Genomic DNA, 12,267 nt, shown 5'->3' on the forward strand with positions numbered 1-12,267 from the left:
CCAATTTCTATTTCAAACATAGCCCGTGGTTTCAACCACGGGAAACGTTACGGATTGGGCGTAATCATATATTACGTCCCCGTGGTTGAAACCACGGGCTATATTTTTAGCATTATGCGAAAAATCTAAAATTAAAAATTCGTGAAAATTTGTGTAATTCGTGGCAAAAAAAAACAATCTATACTAATTATCCCGGCAGCTATCGGGGGCGATAAAAAAATTTCAGAAGCATTTAAGAATTAGTATTATTAGCTAAATTAGTAGCTAAAAACTTACTATCTTTGCTTCTCAAAAACTTAGCAAGTCATTATTATTTATAAAAATCCAAAATAAGCAACTTTTTGTTTAAAATTAAACAATTTGTTATAATTTGTTATTTTTCGGCAATTTATTTGCTGATACACAAAAGAGTAATAACTTTGCCCAAAATAATTTGAAAAATGCAAGCAAAAGATTTACTGCAGTTAGCAGACCAATTTGGAAGTCCATTGTATGTTTACGATGCCGAAAAAATCCAATCTCAGTATAACAGGTTAACTAAAGCTTTCTCTAAGGTAGAAAACTTAAGAGTTAATTACGCCATGAAGGCATTGTCAAACGTTGCGATTCTTCAGTTATTAAAGAACATGGGGTCCGGCTTAGACACTGTATCAATTCAAGAAGTTCAACTAGGACTTCATGCTGGCTATGAACCTGAAAAAATATTTTTTACACCGAACGGAGTTTCTTTGGAGGAAATCGAAGAAGTTGCTGCAATGGGTGTACAAATCAATATCGATAACTTATCTATTCTGGAGCAATTCGGAACAAAACATCCACATATTCCAGTATGTATTCGTATCAATCCACACGTAATGGCAGGCGGAAACGCTAACATTTCTGTTGGACATATCGATAGTAAATTCGGAATTTCTGTTCACCAGATTCCGCATATCTTGCGAATTGTCGAAAACACAAAAATGCACATTGTGGGTATTCACATGCACACAGGATCAGATATTTTAGATATCGAAGTATTCTTGTATGCTGCTGAAATCTTGTTCGATACCGCTAAACATTTCAAAGAATTACAATTCTTAGATTTCGGAAGCGGATTCAAAGTACCTTACAAAAAAGACGATATCGAAACAGACATCGAAGAATTAGGTAAAAAATTATCTAAAAGATTCAATGCTTTCTGTACAGAATACGGCAGAGATTTAACGTTGATTTTTGAACCAGGAAAATTCCTAGTGAGCGAAGCAGGTCATTTCTTAGTAAAGGTAAACGTAGTAAAACAAACAACCTCAACAGTTTTTGCTGGAGTTGACAGTGGTTTCAATCACTTAATTCGTCCAATGTTATACGGATCTTCACACCATATCGAAAACATTTCTAACCCGAAAGGAAAAGAGCGTTTTTACTCTGTTGTAGGATACATTTGTGAAACTGATACTTTTGCAAACAACCGCAGAATTCAGGAAATTACTGAAGGTGATATTTTATCTTTCAGAAATGCAGGAGCATATTGTTTCTCAATGTCTTCAAACTACAACTCAAGATACAAACCAGCTGAAGTTTTATGGATGAACGGACAAGGAATCTTGATTCGCCAAGCTGAAACATTTGAAGATTTACTTAAAAATCAAATTCCGTTGCCACAAGAAATTGCAGCAACAGTTTAAAATAAAAAAAAAGAGAATATTTATTTAATCCCGTTTCTTAATTGAGGCGGGATTTTTTTTTACTCCAGCAAAAAATTATAAAATATATTGAATTTTTCTAAAAAAAATAATTCAGAAAGACTACAAAAAGCGTTTTCAATAATTGTTTCATTTAATGCAAATTCAATCTGTTTTTTTCATAATTTCGTTCTTAAATCGTCAGAAAAAACACAAATAAAAAATCACAACTAATTACAATACAAAACCTTAACACCATTACTTTTTATAAATTCATAATCTTAAAAAATTTAAATATGAAGTATAAACAATTAGGAAATTCCGGTTTAATTGTATCTGAACTTTGCCTTGGAACAATGACTTTTGGCCAAGGAGAACATTTTGGATTTCAGTCTACAATAGATGAAAAAAAAGCAGCTGAACTAGTAAATAATGCTATTGATAATGGTATTAACTTTTTTGATACCGCAGACGGCTACGGAAACGGACAAAGTGAAATTATTCTTGGTAAGGTTTTAAATAAAAACCGTAAAGATAATCTAATCGCGACCAAGGTATCTTTTAGAACAGGAGAACAGGCTTTTAATGCCGGAGTAAATGCTAAACATATTATCGAGCAATGTCACAATAGTTTAAGAAATTTGCAAACAGACTACATAGACGTTCTATTACTCCATAATGATGATCCTATTACACCAATTGACGAAACATTAAAAGCGCTGGAAAACTTAGTTCAACAAGGTAAAGTTCGTTATGTTGGATTCTCTAATTATCAGGCCTGGAAAGCTAGTGCAATGACACAACGACAAAAAGATCTACATTACAGCCCTTTTGTAGCATCGCAAATGCATTATTCAATTTTAAACAGAGAGGTCGAACGTGAAATAATACCTATGAGTTCACATTTTGGAATAGGAATGATGGTTTGGTCGCCCTTAAGCAGTGGTTTTTTGACAGGAAAATATACAAGAGACAATCCAAATCCTCAAGACAGCAGACTAAACAACTTTGACCTTGGACTTTTTGACAGAGAACTTGGATATACTGTTATTGACAAATTATCCGAAATCGCAAAACGTCACAACACTACTCTTACTGCAATTTCTCTAAGCTGGCTATTAACCAAAAAAGTCGTTTCGTCTGTTATTATTGGCGTTAGTAAAACCGAACAGCTAAAAGAAAATCTAGCATGTCAGGAAATTCAACTGAGCCAAGATGAAATCAATGAAATTGACGAGTTAACAAAATTAGAACCCAAATATCCTGCAACATTTATTAATCTTCAAGATTCTATTTTATTGAATGCAAAAACAAAATAAGTACCTTTTTATTGTAGATTATGAAGTACTAAATCCTCTTATTAGCAGGATAATAATCATTTAAATCCCGTTTCTTAATTGAAGTGGGATTTTTTTATTTTAGATTTCTATGCGCTTGTCAGGCTGAGCGAAGTCGAAGCCCGCACAAAGTAAATCGCCAATATAAAACACGGATGACACGGATTCGCTTCACGAAAACACGGGTTAAAACAGATTTTTCTCTCCCAATACACTAAACAGTTTGCCATTTCTGACCTAAGTGAGAAATAACAAACTTCACGAAAAATTCCCTTTACGCAACAGACCCGACAGGTTTTAAAAACCTGTCGGGTTTATGAAACTCTAATAATTCGAGATTTTAAGTATCTCCCGCCAAAAAAAGCGGATCGTACCGATAGCCATCGGGATTACTGAGCTGGATAAAATTTTTGAAATCAAAAAATAAATTTCATAAGAAAAACCGTATTTTTGTTTCAATATTTTTTAAATACCTTTGAAATATGAGCACAACAGCAAAACCAAAACATATCGGTAGAAACATCAGCCGAATTAGGGAACTTCGAGGTATGAAGCAGGAAATACTTGCAGAAGCTATTGGAACAAGTCAGAAAGCTATTTCTGTAATTGAATCAAATGAAACTATTGATCCCGAAAAACTTGCTCAAATTGCAAAAGCATTAGGAGTTTCAGTAGAAACTATTGAAAGTTTTTCAGAAGAAAATGTGTTTAATTTCTTTAATAACTTTTACGATAACAGCGCAAATAATGGAGCTCAAGGAAGTGGAGATACTAACAATTCTTGTACTTTCAATCCCCTTGATAAAGTTGTAGAACTTTACGAACGTTTGGTTCAGGCAGAAAAAGACAAAAACGAGTATTTAGAAAAATTATTAAAAGGGAAATAATTACTCCAAAATATAAATTATACAAAGCACAACTATCTTATGATTTTGTGCTTTTTTTATAAAAGAAAAACAATCGGTCTAAAAGCATAAAATGGAATTTAACTTTAGCAAAAGGCCAAAAACTACCACAGGTTGTCAATAACAACTATAAGTAGCGTAATAACAACTATTGGTAGCTGACTTTATTTGCAAACAGGCAATGAGGCAATATAGCTTTGCAGTATCAAATAAACAAAAACAATTATGATGCTAAATTCAAAATCAGTAGGTAATAAAATTTCCACGGCCAGAAAGAAAAACAACCTTTCACAAGCAGACCTTGCGCAACAAGTTTCAATTAGTTCTCAAGCAGTTGGCAAATGGGAAAGAGGCGAATCTATGCCTGACATTGCAACATTAAACCGAATTGCCGAAATTCTGGGTGTAGACTTAAACTATTTTTCCGAAACATTCAAATCTAATGTTTCAGAAAGCCAGTTTGAAACCACCAAAAAGGAATCTGTAGAAATTCCAACAACAAAACTTAAGACTAGTTTAGGTTTAAATTGGAATATGTCATCAGGAAACTGGGTAAATGCAGACTTTTCCGGACTAAATAATCTTAAAGATAAATTCAGCACTTCAAATATGAAGAACTGTAAATTTATTGGTTCTGACTTGTCGAACTTAACACTTAAATCCAACAATATTTTAGGCTGCGATTTTTCTAATTCGGATTTGAGAAATAGTAAAATCCAGACTTCAAACTTAGACAACAATCAGTTTATTGAATGTTTACTCATAGACACCGAATTTTCATCCAGCGAAATTAAAAACTGTAATTTTTCAAAGGCGAATTTTTCAGGAGTTGAATTAAAAACATCTGAACTTAAAAAGTGTATCCTAGAAAACGCTGTGTGGAATCTGTCAACATTTAAATTATCACATATTTCTGATGTCGTTTTTAATGGCACAATAGACGAATGTTCTTTTGAAAACTGCTCTTTCACAAAAGTTACTTTTAAGAACGCAACAATTATAAATACTTTTTTTAAAGGCAAAAGGCTAAAAGGTATTCAATTTGTTGACTGTCACGTTGATCGAATAACCTATGAATTTCTTAAAAACGGAAAAGCTGATTTAACTGGACTAACTTTATTAGCATAGTACCAAGACAACTGAGAAAATAACAACGTAAAAACTTTATGGATACAAGCGAAACGTTTGTGCTAGCAAGCAAAAAAGAACACAACTTTTTATAAATTGCCTCCAGTTTTAACTGGAGGAATATGTAAAAATTAAAAAAGGCTTTAGCCAAATTATTTACAATTTGGCTAAAGCCTTAAACTCCTTTTTCATTTTCTTATCCAGCTAAAGCTGGACGCAATTAAATCTTCTTTTTCCCTTCAATATTCGGTAAAAATCCTGTAATAATCCCAATCAAAGGCAGAAACGCACAAATTTTAAAAACATATTCTATACTCGTTGCGTCGGCAATTTTCCCTAGAACTGCCGAGCCTAATCCTCCCATTCCAAAGGCGAATCCGAAGAAAAGACCGGCTACTAAACCCACTTTTCCCGGTAATAATTCGGTTGCGTAAACCAGAATCGCAGAGAAAGCCGAAGAAAGAATCAATCCGATAATTACAGATAAAGTTCCTACCCAAAATAAATCTACATAAGGTAACATCAAAGTAAACGGTGCAACTCCCAAAATAGAAACCCAGATTACATATTTTCTTCCAAATCGGTCTCCAATTGGGCCTCCAATTAAAGTTCCGGCTGCCACAGCGCCCGAAAACAGAAACAAATATATTTGCGACTGCTGAATCGTGATATGGAATTTATCAATTAAAAAGAACGTATAATAACTCGTAATACTGCTCATATAAAAGTATTTAGAAAAAATTAGTACCAATAAAATGATCAACGAAGCAATAACTCTATTTTTAGATAAATGATGTGTTTCGATTTTATGTGTTGCTTTATTTGCATTTCTTTCAGACAAATGTGCAGTGTACCAAAGCGCAATTTTGTACAAAGTAAAAATTCCGACTAAAGCGATAATACAAAACCAGGCAACATAACTTTGTCCATGCGGAATTATAATAAAAGCTGCTAACAAAGGCCCAATTGCACTTCCCGCATTTCCTCCCAATTGAAAAATAGACTGAGCCAGCCCTCTTTTACCTCCCGAGGCCAGATGTGCTACTCTGGAAGATTCAGGATGAAAAATAGAAGATCCAATCCCAATTAAACTTACTGATAGCAATAGAAAAGTGAAACTAGAAGCAATAGAAACCAAAAATAATCCGGTCATGGTGAAACACATTCCTATAATAAGGGAATAAGGTTTAGAATTTTTATCGGTATACATTCCCACAAACGGCTGCAGAATTGAAGCTACAATTTGATAGGTAAAAGTGATAATCCCGATTTGAGTAAAACTCAATCCGAAGTTTTCTTTAATAAGTGGGTAAATTGATGGAACTATAGCTTGTAAAAGGTCATTAATTAAATGCGAAAAACTGATTATAAAAAGTATTGAATACGTTGTTTTATTAATTACTTCTGGTTGTACTTTAACGGCTTCCATGAGTTGTTTTTAGATTAATGGTAATTTTAAAAATAACAGCTGTATTATTTTTTTACAAAATTGAAACAAATAACAATGTCAAAATTGCTATATTTGGACAATGAATAATCAGATTCGGACATATCGAATGGCACAGGATTATGGATACCAGGTCGATCCATCAATACCTGTTATAGGTTATACCGAAATGGTAAACAATGAAATGTGCATCTCGCATTCGCATCCCAGAGCACAGCTTATTTATGCTACTCGCGGTGTAATGCATGTAGTGGTAGGTAATCATATTTGGGTTGTAAATCCGTTGCAGGGGCTGTGGCTTCCGGGTGGTGTAGAACATGAAGTTACTTTTCAGAAAGATGTTAATTATTACAGCGTTTTTATCGATCCGTCTGCAACTAAAGGCTTACCAACAAACAGCTTTTCTTTTGATATTCCGATGTTCTTAAAACAGCTGGTTTTCAAAATTATTTCTTTTGGCACATCTGGAAATCTCACGTCTTCGCAACGAAGAATTATTGCAGTTTTTCTGGATGAACTGGCGCTGATTGTACCAAGTGCCACTTTTTTACCAACAACAAATAATGAAAGACTGCAAAAAGTGGTCGAACTTTTATTAAATGATGTGGCAAGTAAACACACTATTGATCATTATGCAGAGCTTTCTTTTATGAGCAGCAGAACATTATCCCGTTTATTTATTAAGGAACTGGGAATGAACTTTAGTGATTGGCGTACTCGTCTAAAACTGATCGAAGCTATTAAACGATTGGGCGAAAAGCAGTCCATAAAAGAAATTGCCTTAGACTTGGGTTATGAAACGGCCAGTGCTTTTATTTTTATGTTCAAAAAACATTTGGGAAAAACGCCTTCTAATTATATTTTAGAAGATGAAAATGATACAGATAAAATATCAGCGTAATTTTTACTTTTCAATACCAAATGCAATAAACTTTAATAAGTTATTTTAGCTCAACAAACAAAACACAAAAATACTCAAGTAGAACTGGAACGCATGCCTCAATGCAGAAAAAAAGCTATGAAAACACTTTGCTTACTATTAATATTTCTAGGATTAGCAATAATTGGAATTGAAGCTATAAATGATTTTGAAAAAACTAAAACATTTTATGCTACACTAGATCCTCAAAAATATTATTATAAAGATATTCTATATGTAAATAACAAAATCTCCCCTTCTGCTGTTGGTAGCAATAAAACTTCCTGGATATTTTCCGGGGTATGTAAATCGGATAAGTTAAAAACAGGAATTTCTATACCAAAAAATATTGTTGAGGAAAGAGCCTATTTTGGTCAAAACAAAATTTCAATCTGGAGAATCAAAATTGCCAAAAACGTAGTTCTTTACAGAAGACAAAATAATATTATTAATAATGCTTTCTCTTATGAAATGCGTGATTATTGGATTGGCTCACTTTTTATTTTAATGATTACACCAGCCTTAATTTGCTATATTATACTAAAAAAGAAAACGAATAAAAACATATCAAAAGTATAGTTCTTTTAGAATTCCTATGGAGATAAAAATGGGACTGTTACTGCGATGCTATTAATTTGCAAATTGTCTTTTTTTGTTTCAAAATTAAATGATCAAAACAATTGCAATATTTCTCCTGTTTGTATCAAGTATAACAATGAATGCTCAAAATTCAGATCTTTTAAAAGGAAAATGGATTTTTAAAAAGGCGTTAAATAAAGAAGTGGACGAACTTGGCAAACAAACTTTGAATTCACACATTATTAACAAAATGACTTTTGAATTTAAAAATAACGCTGAATTTATTGCATTCATGATGGGACAAAATATGACTGAAAAATGGACGTTGTCTAAAAATTCAAAAGTGATAACTCTAAACACAACAGACGGGAAATTTGAACTTTCTATTCTAAAATTAGCCCAAAAAGAGATGTTATTAAGATTAGGATTGGGCGAGTTTTTAATGCAAAAAAACTAGCATCTGATTAGATACGATTTCAATTTGTACTAAAAAATGATTCAATTGCCAAAGCCCAAAAACAATTAATTATCTTCGTCTTAGAAAAATAATTACATCCAAAAAAACACCTTTAAACCAAATGAAAAAAATAGTAGCAATAACAATTTTGTTCTGTTTTGTTGCAGTTGCAAAAGCTCAAAATTCAACTGACTCTTTTAAAGAATCGTATTTAGGTTATGAAATTGAATATAAGAAAAACACAAAACTAAAAGATTTTGAATATAAGGCTTTGCTGGATAGTGCTAACATAAAAAAATATACATTATTTTTTATCAAACTGCCTGCAGACGGTAGTTTCAAAAATAATTACGCCATTTTAGTATCGAATGATAACATAAGAAAATCAGCTTATTTCTATCCTTCTGAAACAAACAAAACATCCAATTTGGACACAATTTCTTTACTTGCAAAAAAACTAATAGCCATAAATTTTAACCCAGAAAAAGATGTTATTGAAGCTGATAAAAACATCAATTCTACAATACTTCAACAAGCTCAAAAAAGAATTTCAAATCTTGTTGCCAAAAACTATAAGGAATTTGCATTATCAATTCATCCTAATAAATTAAATAGTAAATCATATACAGAATTTGGAAAAGAATTAGAAGCTACTTTTAATCAAAGCGGAATAAACTTAAAATATTTAAAAGGAGTTCCTACTATTGTTTCTAAAATTGTGGATCATAATGGGCAACTTGAATGTTTGATGAAATGGCAACTGGATATTAAAGCAGATAATCGAAATGATCAATTAAACTGGAACATTTTAGCAACATCAATTGATAATGGCAGTAATTGGTTTTTTACTCAATTTGGAAACAAACAAGATTTAGAAACCATGGCAAATGATAATTTTATAAAACTAAATCAAATAATTATCTCAAAACTGACCTTAAACAATTATAACTAAACAAATAAAAAAGGAATATTAAGATCAGACCTTTACAATCATATTATTAAAACTGAAAATGTATATTTCGATACTAATTCACATACTCAAACGCATACGAAATAGAGTATTATTTAAAAATAATCTGTACAAATCTTATAAATTCTATGTCTGACATTACTACATTTGAAAACCTTGATCATGCGATACAAAAGCCTGGCGGCAAACCTGTTCTTCTGGAAGCATTGTGGGACGGAGACACCACTGGATGGCATTTATGTTTATTTACGTCTGTAAAATCAGGTGTCTTCAATAAAAGTATTAGTCGCCATTTTATAGGACGCGTATTTTTAAATGGAAAAAATAGAGACGAAGCTCTTTTAGCAAAAGAACTGGGAGAAAAAGCGGCAAAAAAATATGATTTAGAATTTTACTTTCCCTCACCAAACGAGCCAGATGATGATTGCCCTCAATGGACAGAGAGACATTTAGCCATAAACTGTCAAGGTTGCGACAAACTAATTATCCCAACTACCAGTCCTTATTTACCAAAACATATTTGTTACAACTGTCATCTTTTACAAGAACAAAACAAAAAGTTAATCAATAATGAGCCAATACAAGATGGTATTATTTTGTATTTATCAAACTCTGACAGAACTGAAAAAATAGGCTTTTACGGAGGTTACGAGTATTTATTCCTTTCAAAATTCAACATCCCTAATTTATTTGAATCAGATGAAAATGAATTTATAAAGGTTTTAATTCTAAAGAACGAAGAACTTCTGAAATTAAAAGATAATATAGAAAAAGCACTGGACTCAAAGTTAGGAGAGTATATTGCTCCCGAAATAAATGAAAATGAGCAACGCTTTTCTAAATCAATTTATGAAGTCGAATACAACGACGTAAAATATACTTTAGAATCCAGAAGAAATAAAGATCATTCTTATATTCTAGAAGGCATAACTGCTCTTAAACATCTAACCAGAGCATTGGCTGAAAACTATAATTTAAATATTTGTTTTTCTCACGGATTCAAATATCAACAGGATTCTATTTTAAGATACATAAACTATGTAAAAGGTGGAATCACGAATATTAATGAAATAAAAGAACATTACAAAAAGCTTTTGTCAATAGAAGATATTTTAAAAACAATTGAGGAGTTAAGTGCCTATGAATGTTTGACTTTTAATGGTTTTAATATAAGTATAACTCCTTTAGGGCAAAATATTGTCTAGATATGCAGATTACCAGCGCTCCTAAATATTTTCTTGAAAAACTGAATTTCTTTACAATAACACTAAGCAAATCAAAAAGAATATTGCAACACGTACGAAGTCCGAAGACTTTAAACCGCGCTGCATCACAACAAACATAGCCAGATAAACTCAAATAAAAAACCTATTTTAGCTTAAAAAATCAAACCCAAAATCAATGAAAATTACGATTCCCCTATCGACACTATTTCTATTACTTACTACTAATTTATTCAGCCAAACCATCGCTGACTTAAAACTAAAACCAAAAGAAATTCCCAAAAGCTATACTTTGCGCGATGGTAATTATTGTATTACCAATCAGGCCTGCACTTTTTATACCGATATTGAAACCTACAGTAATATTGTTGGAACGGTAAAAAGTAAAAGCATCCAAAGCTTTAAAAGTCCAACAGACAGTGGTTCTATCATGTATTTTGAATTTGAAAACAGATTTAAAGGCGATCGATTTCTGCAAGGATTACTATGGGGAAAAGATGGTCAGCCTACAGATGCACATCCGGAAGAATATCTTGCAAAAGGAAAATTCCTGATCATCTGGAGTTTTCATCCCGACAGTGATATCAAAGAAAAATCAGAAGCTAAAATAGAAGCTCTTTTACAATAAAAAAACCTAATCACAGCTTCATTTTAAATTAGTAATTTTGATCGCTAAAAAAATATAAAAAATGAAACCTCAAATACGAATCCTGCTTTACTCTATTCTTTTCTTTTTATACCTTACTTCAACGCATTTATTGCTTTCGTTGGGCGAAATATTAAAGACTGATCCTTATATCACTCTGGGTTGTGGTTTTGTGGTTTTAAATCTTATTTATGCCTTTTTTGCTTTAAAATGGACACCATTATTAAATGTAATCTACGCTATTGCAATTGCAGTTTTGGCACTATTTCTGGCTTTAAAATTTACAAATTTGCATTTGCTTTTAAAATACGATCCTTATCAGGTTAAAACCGCCATATTTGCCAATGCTGTTTTTTCTATCATTTTTTGGGAGATTATATATCAGGTAAAAATTAGAAGAAAATAAAAAAATATTTAATCGACTCCACGGAATAACTTAATCGGACAAACTAAATCTCAAAATGAATCAAACCGAAGCTCAAATAACTGATGCAGAACTCAATATTATAAAAAGAAAAATTCGTAAAACTAATATTTTCTTATTTTTATTTTGGGCATTTGTTATTTTCTGGGGTTGGGGGCTTTGCGATTTAAATACCCTGTTTTCTTTTTTTAATATTATTGTTGCCGTATTTGTCATTCTGACTGTAATAATGTGCATCATGAGTTACAAAAGACTAAAACTGACAAAAAATGATTTTGCAGAGCGAATTAAGATTGTCACCGAATTTAAAGTCATTGATAAGCATTGCACCTCGACAAAAAGCTATCGCTATACACTTGAATTTGACTCAAAAGATATCCCTAATTACGAGGTCAAAAAAAGCCACTATGATCTTATAAACATAGATGATTCCATTTCGATTGAGTACTCAAAAGCTGCTTTTTGGATCCTTAAAATTGAGCATAACGGCATTGATATAGAAAATAAGCAAATGATTCAATAAGCAATAAAGTTTTAGATTTTCGTACGTATTTTTTTATATTAGCATCTT

General features: G+C 31.9%; 13 protein-coding genes. 12 read left to right on the forward strand and 1 reads right to left on the reverse strand.

Translation table 11 applies throughout. The annotated features are described in order from the left end of the window. Positions 1-440: 440 nt before the first annotated feature. The 4 genes from lysA (at position 441) to OLM51_RS17300 (ending at position 5,031) form a co-directional block, all read left to right on the forward strand. Positions 441-1,664: a diaminopimelate decarboxylase gene (gene lysA, locus OLM51_RS17285; RefSeq protein WP_089054623.1), complete on the forward strand. Its 1,224-nt coding sequence runs from the start codon at positions 441-443 to the stop codon at positions 1,662-1,664. A gap of 293 nt (positions 1,665-1,957) precedes the next feature. Further along, on the forward strand, positions 1,958-2,980 hold the full coding sequence (locus tag OLM51_RS17290) for an aldo/keto reductase (RefSeq protein ID WP_264551843.1): 1,023 nt from the start codon (positions 1,958-1,960) through the stop codon (positions 2,978-2,980). A gap of 500 nt (positions 2,981-3,480) precedes the next feature. Further along, positions 3,481-3,885, forward strand: a complete 405-nt coding sequence (locus OLM51_RS17295; RefSeq protein ID WP_264551844.1) for a helix-turn-helix domain-containing protein — start codon at positions 3,481-3,483, stop codon at positions 3,883-3,885. A 243-nt stretch (positions 3,886-4,128) separates the two neighbouring features. Beyond that, positions 4,129-5,031: a helix-turn-helix domain-containing protein gene (locus tag OLM51_RS17300; protein ID WP_264551845.1), complete on the forward strand. Its 903-nt coding sequence runs from the start codon at positions 4,129-4,131 to the stop codon at positions 5,029-5,031. A 220-nt stretch (positions 5,032-5,251) separates the two neighbouring features. On the opposite strand, the gene OLM51_RS17305 is transcribed toward OLM51_RS17300, so the two are convergent. Next, positions 5,252-6,460, reverse strand: a complete 1,209-nt coding sequence (locus OLM51_RS17305) for an MFS transporter (protein WP_264551846.1) — start codon at positions 6,458-6,460, stop codon at positions 5,252-5,254. 100 nt (positions 6,461-6,560) lie between these two features. Between OLM51_RS17305 and OLM51_RS17310 the strand changes: the two genes are divergently transcribed. From OLM51_RS17310 to OLM51_RS17345, 8 genes are all read left to right on the forward strand, one after another. Continuing rightward, positions 6,561-7,379 (forward strand): AraC family transcriptional regulator, encoded by an 819-nt coding sequence (locus tag OLM51_RS17310; RefSeq protein ID WP_264551847.1) that lies wholly within the window; start codon positions 6,561-6,563, stop codon positions 7,377-7,379. Between the two features lie 117 nt (positions 7,380-7,496). Next, positions 7,497-7,976, forward strand: coding sequence for a hypothetical protein (locus tag OLM51_RS17315; protein ID WP_264551848.1), 480 nt, complete (start codon positions 7,497-7,499; stop codon positions 7,974-7,976). An 88-nt stretch (positions 7,977-8,064) separates the two neighbouring features. After that, entirely contained in the window at positions 8,065-8,433 is a 369-nt protein-coding gene (locus OLM51_RS17320; protein WP_264551849.1) for a hypothetical protein, read from the forward strand. A gap of 121 nt (positions 8,434-8,554) precedes the next feature. Beyond that, positions 8,555-9,385: a hypothetical protein gene (locus OLM51_RS17325; protein WP_264551850.1), complete on the forward strand. Its 831-nt coding sequence runs from the start codon at positions 8,555-8,557 to the stop codon at positions 9,383-9,385. A 146-nt stretch (positions 9,386-9,531) separates the two neighbouring features. Further along, positions 9,532-10,608 carry a hypothetical protein gene (locus OLM51_RS17330; RefSeq protein ID WP_264551851.1) on the forward strand — a complete coding sequence of 359 codons (1,077 nt, stop codon included), beginning with the start codon at positions 9,532-9,534 and terminating at the stop codon, positions 10,606-10,608. A gap of 196 nt (positions 10,609-10,804) precedes the next feature. After that, the gene (locus OLM51_RS17335; RefSeq protein WP_264551852.1) at positions 10,805-11,254 is read left to right on the forward strand and encodes a hypothetical protein; all 450 of its coding nucleotides are present in this window, start codon (positions 10,805-10,807) and stop codon (positions 11,252-11,254) included. Positions 11,255-11,315: 61 nt separating this feature from the next. Continuing rightward, entirely contained in the window at positions 11,316-11,678 is a 363-nt protein-coding gene (locus OLM51_RS17340; RefSeq protein ID WP_264551853.1) for a hypothetical protein, read from the forward strand. 55 nt (positions 11,679-11,733) lie between these two features. Then, complete coding sequence (locus OLM51_RS17345) at positions 11,734-12,219, forward strand: hypothetical protein (protein WP_264551854.1); 486 nt, start codon at positions 11,734-11,736, stop codon at positions 12,217-12,219. Positions 12,220-12,267: the final 48 nt, after the last annotated feature.

Source organism: Flavobacterium sp. N2038, from assembly GCF_025947185.1.
In the GTDB taxonomy this organism is placed as follows: Bacteria; Bacteroidota; Bacteroidia; order Flavobacteriales; family Flavobacteriaceae; genus Flavobacterium.

Coding starts and splice junctions, on each gene's coding strand:
- lysA (WP_089054623.1), top strand. CDS start 441: ATGCAAGCAAAAGATTTACTGCAGTTAGCAGACCAATTTGGAAGTCCA.
- OLM51_RS17290 (WP_264551843.1), top strand. CDS start 1,958: ATGAAGTATAAACAATTAGGAAATTCCGGTTTAATTGTATCTGAACTT.
- OLM51_RS17295 (WP_264551844.1), top strand. CDS start 3,481: ATGAGCACAACAGCAAAACCAAAACATATCGGTAGAAACATCAGCCGA.
- OLM51_RS17300 (WP_264551845.1), top strand. CDS start 4,129: ATGATGCTAAATTCAAAATCAGTAGGTAATAAAATTTCCACGGCCAGA.
- OLM51_RS17305 (WP_264551846.1), bottom strand. CDS start 6,460: ATGGAAGCCGTTAAAGTACAACCAGAAGTAATTAATAAAACAACGTAT.
- OLM51_RS17310 (WP_264551847.1), top strand. CDS start 6,561: ATGAATAATCAGATTCGGACATATCGAATGGCACAGGATTATGGATAC.
- OLM51_RS17315 (WP_264551848.1), top strand. CDS start 7,497: ATGAAAACACTTTGCTTACTATTAATATTTCTAGGATTAGCAATAATT.
- OLM51_RS17320 (WP_264551849.1), top strand. CDS start 8,065: ATGATCAAAACAATTGCAATATTTCTCCTGTTTGTATCAAGTATAACA.
- OLM51_RS17325 (WP_264551850.1), top strand. CDS start 8,555: ATGAAAAAAATAGTAGCAATAACAATTTTGTTCTGTTTTGTTGCAGTT.
- OLM51_RS17330 (WP_264551851.1), top strand. CDS start 9,532: ATGTCTGACATTACTACATTTGAAAACCTTGATCATGCGATACAAAAG.
- OLM51_RS17335 (WP_264551852.1), top strand. CDS start 10,805: ATGAAAATTACGATTCCCCTATCGACACTATTTCTATTACTTACTACT.
- OLM51_RS17340 (WP_264551853.1), top strand. CDS start 11,316: ATGAAACCTCAAATACGAATCCTGCTTTACTCTATTCTTTTCTTTTTA.
- OLM51_RS17345 (WP_264551854.1), top strand. CDS start 11,734: ATGAATCAAACCGAAGCTCAAATAACTGATGCAGAACTCAATATTATA.